Source organism: Serratia sp. AS12 (genome assembly GCF_000214195.1).
In the GTDB taxonomy this organism is placed as follows: domain Bacteria; phylum Pseudomonadota; class Gammaproteobacteria; order Enterobacterales; family Enterobacteriaceae; genus Serratia; species Serratia plymuthica.
The window spans coordinates 1883329-1903654 of sequence record NC_015566.1; the positions used below are offsets into that span (position 1 = coordinate 1883329).

General features: G+C 54.1%; 18 protein-coding genes and 1 tRNA gene. 3 read left to right on the top strand and 16 right to left on the bottom strand.

The features are described 5' to 3' along the window. Nucleotides 1–44 precede the first annotated feature (44 nt). Nucleotides 45–716, bottom strand: coding sequence for a DUF2057 family protein (locus SERAS12_RS08710; RefSeq protein WP_013812339.1), 672 nt, complete (start codon nt 714–716; stop codon nt 45–47). A 265-nt stretch (nt 717–981) separates the two neighbouring features. Here SERAS12_RS08710 and SERAS12_RS08715 point away from each other — a divergent pair, with 265 nt between their 5' ends. After that, nucleotides 982–1395: a CoA-binding protein gene (locus SERAS12_RS08715; protein WP_013812340.1), complete on the top strand. Its 414-nt coding sequence runs from the start codon at nt 982–984 to the stop codon at nt 1393–1395. Nucleotides 1396–1459: 64 nt separating this feature from the next. Here the strand turns inward: SERAS12_RS08715 and hspQ are convergent, their stop codons facing one another. Beyond that, nucleotides 1460–1777, bottom strand: coding sequence for a heat shock protein HspQ (hspQ, locus tag SERAS12_RS08720; protein ID WP_004942817.1), 318 nt, complete (start codon nt 1775–1777; stop codon nt 1460–1462). A gap of 61 nt (nt 1778–1838) precedes the next feature. Beyond that, complete coding sequence (rlmI, locus tag SERAS12_RS08725; RefSeq protein WP_013812341.1) at nt 1839–3029, bottom strand: 23S rRNA (cytosine(1962)-C(5))-methyltransferase RlmI; 1191 nt, start codon at nt 3027–3029, stop codon at nt 1839–1841. Nucleotides 3030–3120: 91 nt separating this feature from the next. On the opposite strand from rlmI, the gene yccX reads away from it, so the two are divergent. Beyond that, a complete protein-coding gene (yccX, locus tag SERAS12_RS08730) occupies nt 3121–3399 on the top strand; it encodes an acylphosphatase (protein ID WP_013812342.1) in 279 nt (92 codons plus the stop codon). Nucleotides 3400–3402: 3 nt separating this feature from the next. Here the strand turns inward: yccX and tusE are convergent, their stop codons facing one another. Both tusE and yccA read right to left on the bottom strand, forming a co-directional pair. After that, entirely contained in the window at nt 3403–3732 is a 330-nt protein-coding gene (gene tusE, locus SERAS12_RS08735; RefSeq protein ID WP_004942823.1) for a sulfurtransferase TusE, read from the bottom strand. A gap of 111 nt (nt 3733–3843) precedes the next feature. Further along, nucleotides 3844–4503, bottom strand: coding sequence for an FtsH protease modulator YccA (yccA, locus tag SERAS12_RS08740; protein WP_004942825.1), 660 nt, complete (start codon nt 4501–4503; stop codon nt 3844–3846). A 228-nt stretch (nt 4504–4731) separates the two neighbouring features. Here yccA and SERAS12_RS08745 point away from each other — a divergent pair. Further along, nucleotides 4732–4819: transfer RNA gene (locus tag SERAS12_RS08745), tRNA-Ser, on the top strand. A gap of 402 nt (nt 4820–5221) precedes the next feature. On the opposite strand, the gene SERAS12_RS08750 is transcribed toward SERAS12_RS08745, so the two are convergent. The 11 genes from SERAS12_RS08750 to SERAS12_RS08800 all read right to left on the bottom strand — a co-directional run bounded on the left by SERAS12_RS08750 (nt 5222) and on the right by SERAS12_RS08800 (nt 20215). Beyond that, nucleotides 5222–5950 (bottom strand): DUF1295 domain-containing protein, encoded by a 729-nt coding sequence (locus tag SERAS12_RS08750; protein WP_013812343.1) that lies wholly within the window; start codon nt 5948–5950, stop codon nt 5222–5224. A gap of 18 nt (nt 5951–5968) precedes the next feature. Further along, on the bottom strand, nt 5969–7048 hold the full coding sequence (locus tag SERAS12_RS08755) for a prodigiosin biosynthesis protein PigM (protein WP_042437277.1): 1080 nt from the start codon (nt 7046–7048) through the stop codon (nt 5969–5971). Beyond that, the gene (locus tag SERAS12_RS08760) at nt 7038–7577 is read right to left on the bottom strand and encodes a 4'-phosphopantetheinyl transferase superfamily protein (protein ID WP_239440988.1); all 540 of its coding nucleotides are present in this window, start codon (nt 7575–7577) and stop codon (nt 7038–7040) included. Before SERAS12_RS08760 ends, SERAS12_RS08755 begins: the two co-directional genes overlap by 11 nt. Nucleotides 7578–7665: 88 nt before the next feature. Beyond that, a complete protein-coding gene (locus SERAS12_RS08765) occupies nt 7666–7980 on the bottom strand; it encodes a RedY (protein WP_013812346.1) in 315 nt (104 codons plus the stop codon). A gap of 12 nt (nt 7981–7992) precedes the next feature. Then, nucleotides 7993–10305 carry a polyketide synthase gene (locus SERAS12_RS08770; protein ID WP_013812347.1) on the bottom strand — a complete coding sequence of 771 codons (2313 nt, stop codon included), beginning with the start codon at nt 10303–10305 and terminating at the stop codon, nt 7993–7995. Continuing rightward, nucleotides 10302–11771 carry a D-alanine--poly(phosphoribitol) ligase gene (locus SERAS12_RS08775; RefSeq protein WP_013812348.1) on the bottom strand — a complete coding sequence of 490 codons (1470 nt, stop codon included), beginning with the start codon at nt 11769–11771 and terminating at the stop codon, nt 10302–10304. Before SERAS12_RS08775 ends, SERAS12_RS08770 begins: the two co-directional genes overlap by 4 nt. A 3-nt stretch (nt 11772–11774) precedes the next feature. After that, nucleotides 11775–13745, bottom strand: coding sequence for an aminotransferase class I/II-fold pyridoxal phosphate-dependent enzyme (locus SERAS12_RS08780; protein ID WP_013812349.1), 1971 nt, complete (start codon nt 13743–13745; stop codon nt 11775–11777). Then, nucleotides 13742–14005 (bottom strand): hypothetical protein, encoded by a 264-nt coding sequence (locus tag SERAS12_RS08785; RefSeq protein WP_013812350.1) that lies wholly within the window; start codon nt 14003–14005, stop codon nt 13742–13744. The genes SERAS12_RS08780 and SERAS12_RS08785 overlap by 4 nt, the downstream gene beginning before the upstream one ends. Before the next feature lie 14 nt (nt 14006–14019). Next, a complete protein-coding gene (locus tag SERAS12_RS08790; RefSeq protein WP_013812351.1) occupies nt 14020–15045 on the bottom strand; it encodes a methyltransferase in 1026 nt (341 codons plus the stop codon). Nucleotides 15046–15056: 11 nt separating this feature from the next. Beyond that, complete coding sequence (locus SERAS12_RS08795) at nt 15057–17618, bottom strand: aminotransferase class III-fold pyridoxal phosphate-dependent enzyme (protein WP_013812352.1); 2562 nt, start codon at nt 17616–17618, stop codon at nt 15057–15059. Continuing rightward, on the bottom strand, nt 17615–20215 hold the full coding sequence (locus tag SERAS12_RS08800; protein ID WP_013812353.1) for a hypothetical protein: 2601 nt from the start codon (nt 20213–20215) through the stop codon (nt 17615–17617). Before SERAS12_RS08800 ends, SERAS12_RS08795 begins: the two co-directional genes overlap by 4 nt. Between the last annotated feature and the right edge of the window lie 111 nt (nt 20216–20326).

The window sequence follows — 20326 nt, forward strand, 5'->3', positions numbered from 1 at the left end:
AAATGCGAAGAAAGCGCGCCTTTGCGTAAAAGACGCCGATCATTTTAATGGGTGGGTTGTTTATTGGCCCACTGCAGGAAGCGTTTCTGGGTGTCTTTATCCGCTTGCTGAAACCAATATTGCAGCATTTGTTCGGAAACGTTCTCACCCTTCAACGTCACCGTGGGGGAGCTTAACGCCACGTTGCCCAGCGGGGAGGACGACGCGCCGGTACGAACCTGCACAAAGGACGGCACCGAGGCCGGGCGATTCTGGCTGTTGTAATCTGCCATCAGTTTTTCCAGATCAACATTGAGCGTCACGCCATCGGGGTGCAGCACGTCGTGTCTCATCGCCAGCGCGTTACCTTTATTATCGATAACCTGATAATTAAGCGTTTTATCAAATCTCTGGCCATCACGCACATTCTCAATGCGCGGCAACTCGATGGCTACGGAGCTGACATTCTGCGTATTGAAGGTGGCAATAAGCGGTGGTGAGGCATAGGCCGTTACCTCATGCTGGCTCGAACGAACGGGCTTGACGACTTTAAACAGCAACTGATGTTGCCCACCATCCAGCTCCAGGCTGTCGGCGCCTTTTAACAACGATCCCGTCATTTTCTTGCCGTCGACCACGAGCAGGTCGATATCAGGGGAGAGTCTCAGGGTCGTAGCTACGGCAGGCATGCTGATACTGACACTGAGCAGCCCCGCAACCATCAGACCAAATTTCATCGTTATCTCCTTATAAGTGGCATCGTTATTAGTGTTGAACACGCCATGGATTGTGTCAAAGTTTTTCAGGATTGCGCTATTGTTTACAAATATACACATTTGTATTCATTTTGACATTATTCGCCAAGTGCAAGTGAATGTTAGCAGCGACAGCATCAGACCGCAAAAGTGGCAGGGAGTTTCCGGGGGCTTGCGTTTAGCTGATTCAAGGTCAATGAGTTACACTCAACATAGGGAAGTCCCTGTCAACTTTTGGGAGCGGAAAATGCAAGACAACGAGATTGCCAGCCTGCTGCAACAGACGAAAACCATTGCGCTGGTGGGTGCCAGTGATAATCCGGCGCGCGCCAGCTTTGGCGTGATGGCCTATTTGCTTTCGCAGGGGTATCAGGTAACACCGGTTAGCCCCAAGCTGGCGGGGCAGACGTTGCTGGGCCAGCAGGTTTATGCGAAGCTGGCGGACATTCCGCATTCGATTGATATAGTTGACGTATTCCGTAATTCAGAGGCTGCATACGCGGTGGCTCAAGAGGCTATTGCCATCGGTGCCAAGGCGTTGTGGCTGCAAATCGGTGTGATTAATGAACAGGCAGAGGCATTGGCAAACGAAGCGGGGCTTAAGGTGGTGATGGATCGTTGCCCTAAAATCGAAATCCCGCGTTTGGGCCTTGAGCGCTGAGTAAAATAAAAGCCTGGCATAGTGCCAGGCTTTTAAGGCGAGTTTCTCAGGCCATGGTTACGCGTCAGTTGCGCAGACGTGGTGCTTGTAACTGGTGGCGGATGGATTCCGCCAGTTCATCCAGCGATGGTTGTTCGGGGTGGGCGTCCTGGGCTTCTCCATCCAGCTGTGCTTCCGCCAGATAAGTGTGTACAGGTTGGCCTTCTTCGTCTTCCATCACTACGTGGTACCAAGGGGCGAACCGTAGATCGGTATTCGCCGCTATCTCATCAGCTTTGGGCTGCTCGAGGGAGTATTCAGGATCAATATCGATAATCACCCCCAAATACCCCAGCAACTTATGTCTAACCTGTTGTCCGATACCGAATTTGCTGGCAATCATGATGACCTCCTGAGAAACAGTGCTTTGCTCTCTATATGAGGGCAAAGCAGCGTATTTCAAGTTACATCACCCGGCACGCAAAGCCTTTCAAGTACAACCCTTCAGGATAAGTTGCGATAACCGGGTGATCGGCAGCCTGACGGTACTGCTCTATAAATTGTACATCACGCCCGGCATCTACAGCGGCGTCGGCCAAAATTTTCTGGAATAAATCGGTAGGCATCAGGCCGGAGCAGGAGAAGCTGAGCAAAATGCCGCCCGGATTCAGCAACTGCAACGCCAGCATATTGATATCTTTATAGCCGCGACAGGCGCTGGCCAGTTGGTTTTTGTTTTCGACGAACTTCGGCGGATCCATGATGATCAGGTCGAATTTTTCACCTTGCGTGCGGTAGGCGCGTAGCAACTGGAACACATCATCGCGTACAAACTCCGCTTTGCTCAGGTCCAACTGATTCAGTTCGACGTTCTGTTTAGCGATATCCAACGCTGCCTGTGATGTATCTACGCTGATCACCTGTGAACAGCCGCCCATCAGGGCCGAAACAGCGAAGGCGCCGGTGTAGGAGAAGCAGTTGAGTACGCGGCGGCCGGCAGAGTAATTACGTGCAGCCAGGCGACTGTCGCGCTGATCGAGGTAAAAGCCGGTCTTGTGGCCTTGTTGGATATCCACCAACAGCTTCATGCCATGCTCGGTAATGGGCAGCAGAGCAGGGGGAAGATCGCCCAGCACCGGCCCCTGAGCCAACGGCAAACCTTCTTTTTTGCGCACCGCTACGTCTGAACGATCGTAGATTGCACATTCCGGATAGCAATGCTGCAAGGCGCTAATCAGCGCCGCGCGTTGGTATTCGGCACCGGCGGACAGCAATTGCAGGACCAGGAAATTCTGGAAGCGATCGATGGTCACGCCTGGCATACCGTCAGATTCGCCGGCAATCAGACGATAGCTGTCCAGTCCATCACGTTTCGCTACCCAATCACGCCAGTTTTGTGCCTGTTGTAAACGGCGAATGAAGAAATCGATGTTAATCTCTTCGTCCTGCTGGAAGGTCCAGACACGGGCGCGGATTTGGGACTCCGGCGAGTAGGCGCCGCGCGCCAACCATTTGCCCTGGGCGTCGTGAATATCAATGGTTTCGCCGGAAAGCGCTTTACCCTCAATACGTTGAACGGCACCGGAGAATACCCACGGGTGGCGACGAAGTAAGGACTTTTCACGTCCTTTGGCGAGATACAGGCGTACGGTCATAATTAAGAATGCTGCCAGCTAGGTAAAAAGAGTGACATTGCCGTGCGGCGCACAGGCAATACCATACACGAAAGTTGATAAGGAGCGGATTATGACACAAGTTTGCATTGCTGCGTATGTCTATGGCGTGGTGCAAGGGGTGGGGTTTCGCTATAACGCCCAGCATCAGGCGACGGCGTTGGGGTTAAGCGGTTATGCGCGCAATCTTGACGACGGCAGCGTCGAAGTGGTGGCCTGCGGCGAGCAACCGCAGGTGGATAAGCTGGTGGAATGGCTGAAGAACGGTGGCCCGCGCAGTGCACGTGTCGATCGCGTTTTGGTCGAACCCCGCGGCACGACCGATTTCCCAGGTTTCAGCATTCGCTATTAGCGTTCAGATGCATTTTACCGGTTTTGGCAGGCCGGCGATTTTGGTTGCCTGTTTGGCCGGGCCTTTTGGAAACAGGCGATACAGGTAACGACTGTTGCCTTTTTCCTCACCGTATTTCTGCGCCATAGCTTTCACCAGCATACGGATCGCCGGTGATGTATTAAATTCCTGGTAAAAGTTGCGCACAAAGCGCACCACTTCCCAATGCGCCTCGCTCAGTGTTATTTCTTCCTGTGCGGCCAGCAGCGGGGCCAGGCCCTCATGCCAGTCTGCGCTGTTTTTCAGGTAACCTTGCGCATCAGTTTCAATAATCTGGCCTTCAAACTCCAACATACTGCCTCGATAACGAATGATTCAGAACGGTCGCCAGTTTAACAAATTTTTGGTTGTCGCAAAAAACAAAACCCCGCCGAGGCGGGGTTTTAGCGTTTACCGAGCGTTCAATCAGTTGCTGCGCGCGAAGCCCAGAATGCTTAACAGGCTGATGAACATGTTGTACAGCGATACGTACAGGCTGACGGTAGCGCGGATGTAGTTGGTTTCGCCGCCGTGGATGATATTGCTGGTTTCCCACAGGATTGCGCCGGCGGAGAACAGGATGAACAGCGCACTGATCGCCAGATGCAGGGCAGGAATTTGCAGGAACAGATTAGCGATTACCGCAACCAGCAGCACCACAAAGCCAGCCATCATCATCCCGGACAGGAATGACATGTCCTTGCGCGTGGTCAGCACATAAGCCGAACAGCAGAAGAACACCACGGCGGTGCCACCCAGTGCCAGCATGATCAGGTCGCCGGCCCCGGTATTAATGAACGAACTGAGGATTGGGCCCAGTGCGTAACCCATAAAACCGGTCAGCGCGAACGCCGCCAGAATGCCTGCCGGGCTGTTCGCCAGTTTGTGGGTCAGGAACATCAGGCCATAGAACCCGACCAGCATCAGCAACAGGCCCGGAGCCGGCAGCCCCAGCATAGTGCTGGCGGTCGCGGTCAGCGCGGAGAACGCCAGCGTTAACGAAAGCAGGAAGTAGGTATTGCGCAGAACTTTATGCGTGCTGAGCAACGAGTCGCGCGAGGAGGATGAGACGACAATACGGTCCATAATGATCTCTCTTATCAGGTCATCACAAAATTAGTTCCGATGATAGGCAGCGCAAGCGTTTGATTAAAGTTTGTTTACCAATCTTTACCGTTAGTTATCATTGCTGCAACCCTGAGCTGCCGTTGGCGGTTTCTTCAACGTTTGCTCACCGAATGCTGTTTTTTCGTTCGGTTGAACGGCAATGGGCTTTACAAGCCGATTGGCTCTGTTTATAGTTCGGCTCGTTGCGGAGGGGTGGCCGAGTGGCTGAAGGCAACGGTCTTGAAAACCGTCGACGGGAAACCGTTCCAGAGTTCGAATCTCTGCTCCTCCGCCATATATTTTGACCCCGCGCTCTTTGAGCGTGGGGTTTTTTGTTTTATGGACTTTCAGTATGCTGCCCAGTATGGCATGGGCCATTGGCTTCATGCGTGTACATTATCCTATGTTGCGCTGAGAGCTTCACTTTTTACCCCTATCTTCCCTCGCTGGCTTTGCACCAAAATAGCCGTCATTACCCGCTAGCCATACGTCGGTGGATAATGAATATGAGATATCGTCATAATCGTGATGCCGACACTTGCGGATAATGCCGCGCCAGACTCTCGTTTATCCTGTCAACCCGAGCCAGTCACTTGACTATGGTCGCGGTTAACGCCGGCTGTCTAAAGTTGGCCTTATGACCGAAGGTATCAGAAGAGGGGTGGCCAACCCCCGGTCTGCCGTTGGGGTGCGGTAGCTAAAAGATGAACGGAATAAAACATTTTACTTTGCGTTTATATTCGAGCCAGGCGTCACCATAACGCTGCTCGGCCATCTTTTCGCTTTTAGGGATCGCATCGGCAAAATACTGAATCAGATTGGTCAGTGGCGCGATGATGCCAAATACATTGCCAGCCAGCAGCCCAAAGCTGGTGAAGATCAAAAAGTCACCGAAGTAATTAGGGTGCCGTGCCGTTGCCCAAAAGCCGGTGTCGAGAATTTTCCCCTTATTGCTTGGGTCCTGTTTGAAACGTCGCTTTTGGTAATCACTACCGAAATGATATAGGGTGCCGAGACAATAAACACCGATGGCCAGCCATTGCAGTGTTCCCAATGGCCCTTGTAATTGACTGGCCCAGTAAAAGGGCAGGCAATATAACCAACCGAAGATATTGACCATCATTACCGCTAATAGCGGTACCTGTCGAATGGGCATCACGTTCTTGAGTTTCGACGCGGCAGTATTATCATACCAGCGAGTGAGTACGATATTCATGCGCAGCAGGTAAATTACAATAAATATTATAATCAGTGCTTTATGCGATATATCTCCCTCGCCAAAGTAGCAATATACCAGCGCGACCGGGCCCATTGAGTTAAACCCCCATAAGAACATGGGCCGGGTATCCTGCGCTTTTTGGCTGGTGACAAAGGCCAGTACTGACAGGGTGAGCAATACCACTACCAGAGTAATCCAAACATCCATTTTATACTCCTTTTCAGGTTAAAATTTGCTGACATCGGCCTTGGTTTCAGCGGCCGAATGTTGATGTGATACGGTTAAAATACTTTGCCAACTGCGCCTGGGAGTGGCTGCGCCAGATTGTTGCAAATGACCAAAGCGTGCGAAAAAAACGGCTGGGTTGACCAGCGCCAGCGTATCGGACAGGGCATGCCGTGCACTGGCGTGTTGCACCAGCACGCTGATCGGATGCAGGCCCCATCCCCATGAGTGTAAAGTCAGCCACAGCTGACCCAGCGTCATGCCGGCGATAAACAGGTGTTCGTCACTTTCATCCTGCAGGCTCATTGCCAGGTATTGCGGCCCTTCGCCCACCTGTTTTGCCAACCCTTTCGCCATCATGGCGGGCAATTGCAAACGCGTGGCCAGCGGGGTCAGTTTCGGGTGAAAGGCGATCCGGAAAACGCACTTGAACAGGTTGGAGACCGGGCCAAACAGGTTATGCAGATAGAAACCATCCTCGGTGTACTGACGTTCATTAAACCGAATGAACTGATAGGTTTCTTGCCAAGCCTGATGATGAGAGAAATCAAGAGACGCATATCGAGTGGTAAGGTGGGCGACGGCATGGCGCACCGGCTCACCCTGGTAGAAATGAAGGGTGACCGGGGAGCCGTCGAATAAAGTCTGTAGGCATGCCTGCTGTATTGGATTCACCTGCGTTGGCTGATAAGGCGCCCTGACGGTGCGCCGTTCTGTAATCGCTTTGGCTAATTGTGAGTAAGCATTGATATCGGCGGTGATAGGCATCGCCGGTGTAAAGGAGATCAATCCCCCAACAGGATCATCCCGATGCGTACCTTCCCACCGCCAGTTAAGCGGGTAACCGGCGTGTTTTAGCAGAGTGCTGACATACTCGAAGAAAAGGCCACAGCTCATCAGCATTTCTCGCTCCAGTGAGGGTAATCCTTTGAGCGCGCGTGGTCGGTCGATGGTGACCCAACCTTGTTGAGTATCGGCATGGTAGCGGACTGACCATGGCTGGCAGTTATGCGAAGAGGGCGCGAGGCGGGCTATATCAACTCCGTTTTGCAATGCCTGCTCAAATGCGTCATTTCTCATGGCGATAGATCCCCCGTGAGCAAGAGATAACGTCAATGTCGGTATCAGGCATGGCAATCGTCCCGGTTGGAAAGCACAGTGCGCACACCCATTCCAAGCTGTACCACAACCAGAACTGCCTGCGTTCGAGCCGGGCTGATAAGGTGGAAACCTGCGACTGTTGCCAGTCGATATGGATATCCCGCAATGGGTAAGGCAAGCCTTGCCCGTGACTTTTTAAAAAAGCTTCGCGAATAGCCCAGGCCGCAGAGGTTTGCACATATCCCAGGGCGAGTTCATCGACAGTAAAGGCCAGACGCCGCGCGGTGGCGCTAAATGTCCGATACTGTTGCAGATCAATGCCCACTGCAGCATTGCTGGTCGCTCCCGCATACCAGGAGTGCGAATGGCTGACGGACACCTGTCGCCATCCCAGCAAGGGATGTTCGCCAATCGGTTGGCCAGAAGCATGATGACGCAGTATGAACCCCGTTGTGCACCAGACCTGATCCAACAGCGCCAGGGTCAGTTCACGGGCATTTTGTTTCACCCTCCGTTGACGATACAACCTCGGTTCTTTTGCATCGGCAGCAGCGTGTGCAACAGCAATGACGACGCGGGACGGCATTCCGCCACTATTACAGCCGATAGCCATCAGCAATCCGCTCACCGGTAATTTCGTTAACGACTTCAGCCAACTGATTAAACCGGTTGACCAGACTGTGGAACAGCGGTGTTTGCATCTGTTGCTCAAAGCGTTGCAACGAATTCAGGTGAATAATCTCGATAAAATGAAATTGGGCATCCGCGCTTTGACTGATCTCAATAACCTCGAAAGCCTGTACGGCACTCAGTTGTTTGCAGGCTGCATAATCGCTGGTTTCCACCCAGTCGCGAAAAGCGCCTCGTTGGGCGATGTCTTTCAGTCGAATTTTATGGATGATGACGTGCATAGGGGCCGCCTTTTATGATGATTGGTTGATGACCATATGGTAGTTGATGCCGCCGGTGCCAAAGGCGTTGATCGCCGCTTGGCGCTCTCCCTCATCCGGCTGGGGCCAGGGCATTGCCTGCTGCGGAATCTCTGCGGGGATATCGTCCAGTGGCAAATGGCTGTTCAGCTCAGAGACGGGCGTCGGGGGAATTTGCCCATGTTCGAGGCCGCTTAACACTTTGCATAGACTCAACGCCCCGGCACCGGCAAAACAGTGTCCAAAGTTGTACTTCACCGATCCCAGATATAACGGGACATCAGCAGCGCGGCGATAGCTCCCTTGCAGGGACTGTAGCTCGGATTTGTCGCCCAGATCGGTGCCTGTACCGTGAGCCTCAAGATATTGCACCCTCTGGGCATTGATCTCGGCCAAACCCAAGGTTTTCGCGATCGCCAGCGCCTGCCCCTGAGGTGAAGGGGCGGTCATGGAATGGCTGTCGCAGGAGCCAGATATCGCCTCAACGGTGGCGATGGCCTGGGGTGATGGGTGATGGGTCAGAATGAAAAAACCGCCGCCATCGCCAGGGGTAAATCCATCAGCGTTTTTTGCGAACGGGCGCATACGTGTGGCGGAAAGCATCATTTGCGCGCTACACAAAACCAGATCCCGCTCCAGTGTCGCGGTTTCGATCCCGCCGACCAGCACGGCATCATAACGCCCCGCCTGCAATGCTCTAACCGCATTGTGCAAAGCGGCCAATGAACTGGCGCAGGCGGCTTCCACCGCATAACAGTCGGCGTTGACCCCGAGAGACTGAGCCAAAAGCTGTGCCGTGCCGATACCGCAGGCACCATACCAGCTCCAGACGGTAAGCTCAGGCTGAGCCGGCAGGGGGATCGCCACTGCTGAGTGCGGCAGATCGGGCCACAAGGCCGTCGTCGCCAACAGACGGTCGGCGCTCAACGACAGGTTGCTGGCGACCACAATGGCGATGCGTTCGAATTGGCGTACCTTATCGGACCATAAATGACAGCCGTTCAGTGCGTATAACTGCGTGACATCCAGCCGCAGTTTCTTGGCGGGCATCATCGGCTTGTTGAGGCTGACATCATGTGGACGGTGTGTCGGGAAACTCATTGCCCGCTGAATATAAGTGCTCAGTTTTTGTGGTGTGGCGCGCAGGAACGCGTCGGGATGAAGTTGCTCCGCACTCTGTGTCCGTAAAGCATCGTCTCCGGTAACCAGCGTTTGCCAAAAACGGTCCTTGTCCAACCCCTGTGCGGTCACCGGTTGATAATCTACGATCGCCACGCGATCCTGCACGGCAGGGGAAAATGAGTGGGTTTGCGTCACGCTGATCTGCCAACTGCGCCCGGTAAAGGATCGTCCCCCACAATGCTGGCGCTGATTCAGCACCATCTCGACAATCTGACTGAAAACCTGGTTGGCACCGGAAAAATAGCGAGGAGGCGGGAACTGCATTTCGTTTTGCCCTTGTCCGCCCGGCAAGGTTATCAAATCACCCAACAGCGTGATCACCGGCCATCCCTGTTCACTGGCTACTCTTTGCGGGCAAACGACCAGACTGATGGCACCTTCCTGCCAACAGACCTGCTGAGAGACGCCTTGTTCAAGTAACATGTATGCCTGCGGACGGTGGTGGAAACATTGCACGGACGTCAATACAGCCATCCGACTGTCATGATAGCGAAAGCAGTCCTGAGCTAATTGCAGCAAGCGCAAGCCGCCCAGATCGGCACCATCGAGAGTCTGGCATTTGCCGCGCGTCTGCGAAAAGTGTGCAATGCGAGCCGGAATGCTGGAGGCCATTTCGCCCACCCGATCATGAGACGAGCTGCCGAATGTTTGGGCCAACTGCTGCTTATAATCATCGAGACGGCGCATCACCTGCGCGGGCGGGAGGCCCTGCGCCCTGAGTTGTTCGGCTAACACCCGCAGCGCGCTGATTTTGGTTGTATTGCGATAGGCGGCATCACTGCCTAAATGTGTTGCGCAGAACTGATCGCAATGGTCACGCAGTGTCGTCGGCAGCGACAATGTTCGCAGGGCGTCTTCAGCCGCTCGCAGCGCCAGACGCGTTTCCCGACTGACCGCCAGCTTGAACAACGGAGGAATAGAGAATTTTTTGAAATCAAATGCCGTATCGTTCACCAGTCGCCCCTGGATCGGTCGAGCGGCTTCACTCCACGGCAAGAGGGAGGCGGATTCATAGCCGGCTTCCCATTGGGCGGGGGTGAGCAAATCATCAAATCGTGCAATGTCGGGCAACGCGCAGCCAATGCCGACCAGAGCCAGTGGCGCGGTGCGGTTGTTCTGACTCATCGGGCAGTCACCTCTGCCAGACGCTTGCGATCCACCTTACCATTGGCATTCATCGGCAGGCTGTCGGTGATGACCAGTGCGTTGGGGATCATGTAAGGGGGAAGGCGAGGTTGCAGGAACTGTTTTAGTTCCAGCAGACCCGGTTGTGCGGTGCCGGCATGGATGCTGACGACCATGACCAGCTTTTGTTTCAGTTCCCCATGTTCGACATATAAAGCGGCTTGACTGATGGCGGGATGGTGATGGAGTACCGACTCGATTTCGCCCAGCTCCACCCGATACCCATTAATTTTTATCATGTCATCCACGCGGCCACGGAAAATCAGACCTTCTCGTGTCATTTCGACCCAATCGCCGGTTGCATGACACCGTTGCGAGTGTAACTCGGTCTGGCGGGCCACCCTGACATTACTGTAACCCGGAGTGACGCATGGCCCGCTGATCAGCAGTTCACCGCTGATCCCCAGCGCGTGATCGAGCGGATAGCGGTGACCGCTTTCGTCCTCCAGTTGTGCACTAAGTCCTGTCAGTGGGTAGCCTATGGGAATGTGTTCCAGCCGGTTCAATAGCGACCGATCTATGGTGTAGGCAGTGCACACATTGGTTTCCGTCGGGCCGTACCAATTGCTGATCCGACACTGGGGCGGCAAACAGGGCAACAGCCGGTTCAACGCGGCGACCGGGTAAGGCTCTCCGGCAAAAGTGACTTGCCGCAATGACTGAGTGACGCCTTGATCCAACAGCAAGCTTTTTTCCAACATCACCAGAATGGAGGGGACGCTGTACCACACCGATATGCCATGGGTTTGCAAACCCTGGGTAATGGCCTGGCAGTCCTTCTGTTCTTGTTCGCGAATGATCCAGGTTGCGGCGCCGACGCTGACACCGGCAAACAGATCAAAGGTGCTCAGGTCAAAGGCAAAACTCGCGTGGTTGGCCAGAACATCCTGCGCCGTTAGCTGAGTGTCCGCTATGGCCCATTGGATAAAAAAAGTCAGCATTTCGTGGCTGATTTGCACCCCTTTCGGGGTGCCTGTTGAACCGGAGGTATATAAAATGGCGGCAACAGGATTGGCGAATCTGTCGCTCTCCGGCTGCCACTGCGTCTCGGTGTCTGAGGGGAGCGCCGCCAACCAGGCCTCATCGATAACCAGCGCGGGTTCAGCTGCGGCAATGATACGTTCAATCCGTGCCGCAGGCTGGCTATAGTCAATAGGAACATAGTGGTTACCACTGATCCAGGTGGCATATATCGCGGCAACGGTGTCCAGACTTTTCGGCAGCTTGAGCAAGATGGCCTGCCCCGATAGCCCTTGTTGGCGCAGGGTGGCGGCGATAATCTGAGCACGCGCGCTCAGCTGCCGAAAATGCCATCGTTGCTCGCCGCACAGCAATGCCGTGCGCTCCGGGGTCTGCCGTGCGTGCTCCTGCAACCGGCCCAACACCCAAGGCGTGAAGGTTGTCATTCCTTAGGCCTCCTTGGCGCTCGCCGGTTCTTTCCGGCGTACTGACGGGGTGACGGATACGCCGGTTTCCAGAGCGGACTCTACCAGTATGGCAAAGGCTTCATCCAGGTCATCCCTCGTGTGTTCACTGGTGATGCTGATCCGCAAACGCGCATCTCCGACGCTCACGCCGGGGAACACCACGGTTTGGCAGAACAGACCACGCGCCCGAACGGCACGACCAAAACGCAAGGTCCTGGCATCATCACCGACCACGATCGGCACAATGGCGGAATCCGAATGCTCAAGGTCAAACCCGGCATTCAGCAGCAGAGTGCGGAAGTAATAGATATTGTCCCACAGTTGCGTTAAACGTTCGGGTTCACGCAGCATGATATCAATTGATGCGATCACGCCGGCCGCTACTGCGGCGGGAATGGTGGCGGCAAACACGTAAGAGTTGGAGTAAAAGCGCAAGAACTCCACGACATCTGCGTCAGCGCAAACAAACCCTCCTAATCCCGACAAGGCTTTGCTCATGGTGCCCAATTCCAGATCGACCTTGCCCTTCATATTAAAATGCTCTGCCGTGCCTGAGCCGGTTTTGCCCAAAACGCCGGTTGCGTGGGCATCATCAACCAACACTCTGGCCCCGTAACGTTCGGCCAGTTTCATTAGTCGCGGCAGATCAACGATGTCGCCGTGCATGCTGAAAACCCCGTCGGTTACAATCAATTTTCCGCCGGGATGATCTGCATATTTGGCCAGAGATTGTTCCAGACTGGTCAGCGAGTGGTTATAGATTTTACGCTGTGCGCCTGCCAGCTTGCAGCCATCCTGAATGCTCATGTGATTGATGGCATCGGTAAATACCAGGTCATGCCTGCTGGTCAGCGCCGAAATGCAACCCAGGTTAGCCGAATAACCAGAAGGGTAGACAATACAGTCTTCACGCCCTTTGAGTTTGGCCAGTTTGCGCTCCAGTTCCAGGTGCAGCACATTGCTGCCGGCGATGATGCGGCATCCGGTATTGGTGGCACCGTATAAACCGGCGGCGTCCTGAATGGCGTGAATGACTTCCGGATGGTTTGACAGCCCTAAATAGCTGTTGGAACCGAACATCAAAAACTCGCGGCTTTTGCCGGTGGTTTCATCAAACATGACCGCCCGGTTTTTGCATGGGGTCTCCAGCGGCATGCCGTACCAGTAAAGCTGTTGCGCTTTTTTCTCTCGGTAAAAGGCTTGGAATTCCCGTGCCTTATGAAAAAGATCCGGGTGCTCAATACCGACGAAATCACGCATGGTGCGTGGATCGCCGATGTCATCGCAATCCACTGGCGAGGCCGATGTCACCGTCGCCGCAGCGGCATCATTGTGGCTGGTGAAGGCCTCCCGATGTGCAGTTGGAACGCTGAAATGTGTAAACCACTGAGGGCCTTTTTCTTGTTCCAGGCGAGTTGCCAGACAGCGTTGCCACTCTGACAAGGTATGGCAGTGTGTCAACGCGGTAGCGTCATGTAGCTGCAGTTGTTTCAATAAATCGCTTTGGGCAGACACCACCGCCACCGAGTCAATCCCCAGGTCTGCTTCAATGGCGGCATCGGGCGTCAGCTCTTTGACATCGTAACCACTGTGTTGGGCGAAAATCTGCTGGATCAGGGCGTTAAGCCACCGATCGGGATCGCCGGTGGCGTCTCCCGTTGCACCAGGTTGTTGTTTCGGCAGTTGGAATTCACGTTGCAAAATGTGGTCGAGAGCATCCTGAATAGTTTTTATCTCTTGAGTCACCAGTGGCGTGCTCAACTGAAATTGCCGGGTCAGTGAGGCGGCAATTTCAGCCAGTGCAATGGAATCTATCCCCAGGTCATTTTCCAGATGACTGGTTAAGGCCAGCGCCGAAAGATCGTACTCGGTCAATTGCGCGAAGGTGTGTAATACGGAGTGCTTGAGGGCATCATGGTTTTGAGCCAATGCAGTGTCAGATTGAATGTTCATACCTCACCTCCCAGCACCGGATCTGTTTTCAACCGTTGAACCAGTTCAACCATCGCTTGTACCGAGGAAAAATTTGCCGGGTGGATCTCATGCATGCCAATCTTGACGTTGGATTCTTGCCGCAGGAAATCCACCAGATCAAAAATGGATGCGGAGTCAACGACGTTAAGCTCAAACAGCGGGGTATAAGCATTCAGCCCTTGCTTGTCGCCATCGAGAAATTGGGTGGCGATGTGGTGTATCAGTTTGCTTTCCAACATAGTGAACTCCCGTATTAATTGGTTGTTTTTTCGCCGACAATCAGGGTGCGAGGGCCGGGGATATCCATGATTCGGACCTGACTGAATCCTGCCTGTCTGAATCTGGTCAGATATTCCTGAGGGCTGCTCTCTATGCCGCCATCGGTAGAGACCAACATGTTCAGTGACAGCAATGCGGTGAACTCCGGCCCAGATTTGTCTGCATTTAAGGGGGTTTCCGAAGCGATAAATCGGCCGCCGACCGGCATCGCCTGGTAGATATTGCGCAAAATGGCCAATTGGGTTTCAGGGGCATAGTCATGAAGCATCCAGCCCAGATGGATCAGGTCATAATCGCCGATCGGTAAATCGCCGGTGATGACATTGCCTTCAACGACCTGGATGCGTTCGCCGTAACCTTGCGCTGTCAGCTTGTCGCGCAAGAACGCAGAGGCTTGCGGCAGTTCGCAAATGGCCAGCCTGATGTCGGAAAAAGCACTGGCGACAGCGATGGGCAGGTTGCCAATGCCGCTGCCGATATCTAAAAAAGCTCGATGTTGCGAGAAATCGTAATCGCGGATAAATCCGTCGATAAAGGGGGCGGCAAATTTGCCCAGGAATTCCTGAAAGTCAACTACGTCATCCGGATTTTGATACAGGATATCGAACCAACTGCGATCGTCGCCGAAGACGCTCTGACGCTGATGCGCATCATTTTCTACCGCCGATTTCAGCTTGCCCCACAGAGGGTACAAGAAGGTATCGATATGGCGGCCCAGCCATCCCAGCCACTGCGGCTGATCGCTGACCAGAAATGTCCGATGCTCCGGAGGCAGGTGATAGAGATCGCCCCGTTTTTCAAGATACCCCATGGCATGAAGTGCAATCAGCAACTGCTCGCTGGAACGCAGCGGACTGTCGATGCGCGTCGCTATCTGTTGCGCGTCGCGATCCTGATCGCGTAAATGATCGAACAGCTTTAAGGCCAGAGCGGCGGTCAGGGCTTTGGCTTGAAAAAAGCCCATCATCTGGTTCACTGCGTCTTGCTTGGTTAATGCCATTTCATAGCCTCCTATTCTAAAAAGGTGGATAGTTCATCGCACACCGTGGCGAATGCGCTGACGAAACGATCGATCTCTGCTTTGTTAATGGTGAGTGGGGGTTGAATGCGGATCACCGTCGAGCTGTTGGCGGTTATAAACGTCAGGATCTTGTGGTCCTGACAGAGCTTGGTGACAAACTTCATGCAGAACATTTCACCCAGCGACTGCTCCATGCGATCCATGGCCGCTTTCAAGTGGGCCTGCACTGGGTCGGGCAGGAATTTCCAGGTGGTGTGCCAGTCTCCGGGCAGGCGGGTGGCAAACTCGCGGGCAGAAGCACTGACCGCTCCGGCAAAGGTTTGATCGAACTGGATCCCCAGCATCAGACCGCGCCCGCGAATTTCTGCGACGAAGGGATAGCGTGCGGCGACGTCGGTCAGCGCCTGTTTAAAATAGGCACCCAGCCGTTCGGATTGCCCGACCAGATCCTGGGCCAGGATCTCCCGCAAGGCGCTAAGCGCCACCACTGAAGCGACGTTGCCACCGCCAAAGGTCGAGCTGTGCACCAGGAAGCGGTCTGCTGTGCCATAGGCTTTCTGCCAAATATCGGCCCGGCACAGGGTGGCGCCAATGGGGAGAAGCCCACCGCACAGCGATTTTGACAGCATCAGAACGTCTGGCTCGATGTTATCCCATTCACAAGCAAAGAGTTTCCCGGTGCGTCCCAGCCCGGTTTGCACTTCGTCGACCATCAGTAAGGTGTCAGTCTGGCGACAAATCTGCTGAACCGCTTGCAGGTAACCGTCCGGCGGGATATGAACGCCGCCTTCCCCCTGAATAGGTTCGATCATCACGGCACCGATATCGTCGCGGTTCAGCACCTGACGCAATGCTTCTATATCGCCAAACGGCACTTCAACCATCGAGTCCAGCAGCGGGGTAAAATAGCGGCGGTGTTTGTCGCGACCGGTGATGGACAGGGCGCCCAGTGTCTTGCCGTGGTAGCTGTTCTTCAGGTAGGCGATACCCGGTTTACCGGTCGAGGCTTTGGCGATCTTCATGGCGGCTTCTACCGCCTCGGTGCCTGAATTGCTGAAGAAAACCCGGCCCATATTGCCTGGCGACAGCTGGCAGAGTACTTCGGCAAGCTTGGCGGTTTGTTCGGGAATTGAAATGTATTGAATAAAGTTGGGACCTTGAGCATCGAGATAGGTTTTCAATGCATCGATCACCGGCTGCGGGTTATGACCGAGATTGAGGCAACCATAGCCGGCCACCATATCCAGAAAAGCCTCGCCGTCGGTGGTGTAGAGCTGGGTGCCCGCAGCGCGGCGGAATACATTGTCGCAATGCTGCAGTTTGAGGAAATCCACCATCATCGGGTTAATAAACTGGCGATAACGGTCGAGACTGTCCTCCCGAGCGGGATCTTGCGCGATAATAGCGTCGATAAAGGCCAGACGCGTCTCGCTCTGTTTGGCAACGTCCGACTCGCCGGCATAGATATCCTGGTGGTAGTAACGCTTGAGGTTAATGACGCTCTGGCGATCAATCCGCTCGCCATATGAGGCCAGAGGATAAGCCATGAAACCGTGGCGCTCGGCAATTTCACCGATCTCCAGCACCTTCTCCGGCGGCAGATAACGGCCCAGCGAGAAGTTTTCCCGGCGGTTCTCCAAAGACAACACTATGGTTTCCGCCATACAGCCATTCATCTGCTGTTTGATAGTCACATTCAGCGACTCACCTCCCAGCTTGACCGCATCCGTTGCCGTGACGCAGCCGCCATCGATAATCAGAATGTCATCCCGATTTGGGCGGGTGTCAGCCTTGATATCTCTGGGCAGCGCGACGTCGATAAAAATAGATCCAGGCTGCAATTTATACGGGTCGATCACGCCCCCCGCAGAAGTTGCCGCGGCAAAGAGTTTGCAACGTGGGTATAAGTCATTAGGGTCGCTGGTCAGGGTCACTTGCGCGTGATACTGGTCGGGCAGATGGCTGAGTAATTCTTCCCGGTCATGGTTACCGGCGCGGTGCAGCAAATGAAGGGAGAACCCCTGCGCAAGCAATAATCGACTCAGTGCCAGGCAGATAGAACCCGGATAGCCGACAATCGCCACCGGTTCCTGATCCGGTTTAATATCCAGCCAGGATTGAATTTGCATCATGGCCTTGTAACCGGCATAGGTGGTCAATGAATTGCCGGAGGTGACAGGAACCGGGGATTTTTCGGCAGTGGCTTCGCCACGTCGACCCACAATGGAAGTAAACCCGCCCAAACCAACCAGTTCTGCTCCTTCTCCGGCCAACTCTTCAATACCTTGCACTACCCGATTGGCGATGCCACGGGCATCGGCCAGCATTTCATCGGCGACCAGCGGCATATATTTGATCACCCCTTCGCAGGTGGCGCCGGTAGCCGAGGTGATTCTGGCAAAGTTCATAAATGGCACCAGGTTTTCGCGGACCCAAAGGTCGCGTTTGTAACCGCTATGTTGCTCAGTCGAATTACGCTGCAGCAGGTCGAGCATTTTGACGTAACGTTTTAAACCAACCGAGGTCGGATGAGCGATAAATCCAAACTTCATGATGTGGCTTCCTTTGTTTGATCTTGGTCGAAGGCGGTACTGGTTGACTCCGGTTGCAGGGCGGCCCAGGCTTTGCGTTCTTGCAGCGCATCCTGATCGCAGGGGTCACGTTGCCAGCCTTTGGCGGTGGCCAGCGAGATGCCGTCACCTTCGTTGTTATGCCCCAATACCACGGAAAACAGGTTGAGACGTTTCGGGGTGGTCAACGCCTGGCGGATGGCGTCTTCATCGAAGTGGGTGAGCGTTTTGCCCTGGATGTGGAAGTTATTTATCCGTTGTTCGAACTCCGGTTGATCCACATTCACCAGACGCATTTGTCGTGATGTTCGATTAAATAGAATGCGTTCCTGGTAGGTGTTAATCACCGACAGACCACCATTACAGAAATAAAAGACGGTGATGCTTTTATTAAGCAATTGCGGGTGAGTGAGAATATTGTCGATAAAGGCCGGCAGAATATCCGGCACTATCCCTTTGGCCCCGTCGCCGATAAACGCCACCACATGGCTTGGGCTGGTATAAGCCAGATAGCTGGTGGCCAATAGCGCATCGCCCATCAAGGCGCGGCCATACCAGCCGGAGAAACCGCGCCGTGTTTTAGCGACATTGCGCACCGCAGAGATACCGCAGCGGCCCACATCGTAGACGCCGGTAAAATCGAAGTTTTCCGTCTCGATTAAATTCTCTATCACCTGATTCAATTGGCAAAAGAAGTAGTTGGCCGACATCGGCAGGCTGGGCAACTGACTCACCACGTCAGAAGGGGAATCCAGATAGGCGGCAATCAGCGTCCGGCGTTTATCGCGCAGCGCGGGGCTGACGGCAAGATGGGCTTTTACGGCGCGCAAAAAAGCCAGGCAATTCATGTGCAGATGCACATCGGCATACGGCGACAGGTGCTGTTCATCATGGGTGAGTTGCACCAGATGCACCTTGCGCTCCAGGCGACCGTCGGAAAATGGCGTGGTGATCTGAGCGACGCGGCTCTTAATCATAAACAGACTTTGTTCGCTCATGGCGTTGAGCTTGTCGTTGGTGTGCAGATAGTTGTACACCCGTGGACTGTAGCCATAAATTGCCAGGGTGCCCAAATAATGGGGGTTACGTTTACCTTGGTAATATTTGGGGGCTGAACCTGGGTGCGCTAATGAGTCCACCAGCGCGAGGCCGGCAGCATCGGCAATTTCATGGATCAGGGCGTACTCGTCATCACTGACTGGGCCAAGTTGCCAAAGTACTCTCTCGGGGCCCTCGTTGAGCAGCGCCATCGCTTGGGTAAAGCTGTCGGTTATTGGCGGGACGTCATCGTTCGGCAGGTTGGATATCGATACCGGTTCCTCAATGTCGCCTTCCAGCGAAAGGGTAGATTCCAGCACGTTTTGCGTCGCCAGGATCACCACCGGGCCGAGGTTCTGATGATAAAGGCGAAATGCTTCGCTCAGACCGGCGACTATCCCTTCTACGTCGTCAATATAGACATACGGAATGCGTTTGGCGGTCAACACCTCACGCATGTCTTCCGTCGGCGTCAACGTACCCTGAAAGCCATACCACAGATTGCTGCGGTTTTCCGCCGCGACAATAATGCCCTGGGCCGCGGTTTCCTTCAGGTTGGTTAAGGTGCCCTTAAACTCATCCATCATGCCGGAGGTCACTATGCCCAAAAACGGTATGCGATAAAGCTGCCAGTTGGCCATGGCGCCACAGGCAATGGCATGTTCGTTGGGGCCGCGCAGAATGAGCGCGCCACGGGCTTCGGCATGCCGGTCCAGATAACCGATTAAATTGGAGATGACCGAGCCGGTGTAGTAAGACACCAGCCAGCGGTTTGCGGTGGTGCGTTCAAAGAACTGAATCAACTGTTCGCCGAGGGTATTGTGCAGCGCCAATGCGCCGATCGGCTTGACCCGGCGATTGGTGTAATTCATTTCAAAAAAGTCCATCCACAGACATAACAATTCAGTCTGGAAGATCGCCGGATCTTCGCTGCGGACAATCTCGCGATATTGCTGGGGCAAATAACGGAACGGAGAACGCAATTCACGAATAAAGGCGACGGTCGAAAAGGTGGTGTAAAACGCCGGAATGCCGCTGGTTTGCAATGCGCTGTAAAATGCATCCAGATCGCGGTCAATTTGTTCAATGCTGTTGTCAGCGTGTGTAGGCGATATCTGGTCGTAGAACAACATCCCCAAATGGAATGCGGGGCGCTGTTCCAGAGCATGGGTGTAAATAATTTTACCCGTCGCCTCCGCCAGGCTGGCACATTGGATGATGCGGATATTGATCGTTTTATTCTGACTTTTCAGGAAATGGACGGCTTTTTCACGCGCTTCCAGATACAGCGAATCTGATTCCAATTCAAACAGCTTGGGGGGAAGCTCCGACTGGATATGGACACGGTTAAACACATAATCGCGAATGTCATTCAACACACTGAGCCCGGTCTGGAAAAATGCCGGATTACGCGTTACCACGACGACACCTACCGTAATGGTATCCGGATCCATTCCTCGACATGACGTTGGGTCCGCCTGCCAAATTTGCTCATAGGAAGCGGAGTTTGCTGGTCTTGCTTGTCCTGTCATGGTGCTCATGATCGAATTCCTTATGTAGCCAAAATGTAGTGATGACATGGGTCGATCGGGCAAATTTGGCACTATAAAGCCCGCAACGGTTCTGCCTGCGGCGGGGGGCCGTCTGCATCA

Bases quoted from the DNA above. Each gene is read 5' to 3' on its own strand.
- SERAS12_RS08710 (WP_013812339.1), bottom strand. From the start codon at position 716: ATGAAATTTGGTCTGATGGTTGCGGGGCTGCTCAGTGTCAGTATCAGC.
- SERAS12_RS08715 (WP_013812340.1), top strand. From the start codon at position 982: ATGCAAGACAACGAGATTGCCAGCCTGCTGCAACAGACGAAAACCATT.
- hspQ (WP_004942817.1), bottom strand. From the start codon at position 1,777: ATGATTGCCAGCAAATTCGGTATCGGACAACAGGTTAGACATAAGTTG.
- rlmI (WP_013812341.1), bottom strand. From the start codon at position 3,029: ATGACCGTACGCCTGTATCTCGCCAAAGGACGTGAAAAGTCCTTACTT.
- yccX (WP_013812342.1), top strand. From the start codon at position 3,121: ATGACACAAGTTTGCATTGCTGCGTATGTCTATGGCGTGGTGCAAGGG.
- tusE (WP_004942823.1), bottom strand. From the start codon at position 3,732: ATGTTGGAGTTTGAAGGCCAGATTATTGAAACTGATGCGCAAGGTTAC.
- yccA (WP_004942825.1), bottom strand. From the start codon at position 4,503: ATGGACCGTATTGTCGTCTCATCCTCCTCGCGCGACTCGTTGCTCAGC.
- SERAS12_RS08750 (WP_013812343.1), bottom strand. From the start codon at position 5,950: ATGGATGTTTGGATTACTCTGGTAGTGGTATTGCTCACCCTGTCAGTA.
- SERAS12_RS08755 (WP_042437277.1), bottom strand. From the start codon at position 7,048: ATGAGAAATGACGCATTTGAGCAGGCATTGCAAAACGGAGTTGATATA.
- SERAS12_RS08765 (WP_013812346.1), bottom strand. From the start codon at position 7,980: ATGCACGTCATCATCCATAAAATTCGACTGAAAGACATCGCCCAACGA.
- SERAS12_RS08770 (WP_013812347.1), bottom strand. From the start codon at position 10,305: ATGAGTCAGAACAACCGCACCGCGCCACTGGCTCTGGTCGGCATTGGC.
- SERAS12_RS08775 (WP_013812348.1), bottom strand. From the start codon at position 11,771: ATGACAACCTTCACGCCTTGGGTGTTGGGCCGGTTGCAGGAGCACGCA.
- SERAS12_RS08780 (WP_013812349.1), bottom strand. From the start codon at position 13,745: ATGAACATTCAATCTGACACTGCATTGGCTCAAAACCATGATGCCCTC.
- SERAS12_RS08785 (WP_013812350.1), bottom strand. From the start codon at position 14,005: ATGTTGGAAAGCAAACTGATACACCACATCGCCACCCAATTTCTCGAT.
- SERAS12_RS08790 (WP_013812351.1), bottom strand. From the start codon at position 15,045: ATGGCATTAACCAAGCAAGACGCAGTGAACCAGATGATGGGCTTTTTT.
- SERAS12_RS08795 (WP_013812352.1), bottom strand. From the start codon at position 17,618: ATGAAGTTTGGATTTATCGCTCATCCGACCTCGGTTGGTTTAAAACGT.
- SERAS12_RS08800 (WP_013812353.1), bottom strand. From the start codon at position 20,215: ATGAGCACCATGACAGGACAAGCAAGACCAGCAAACTCCGCTTCCTAT.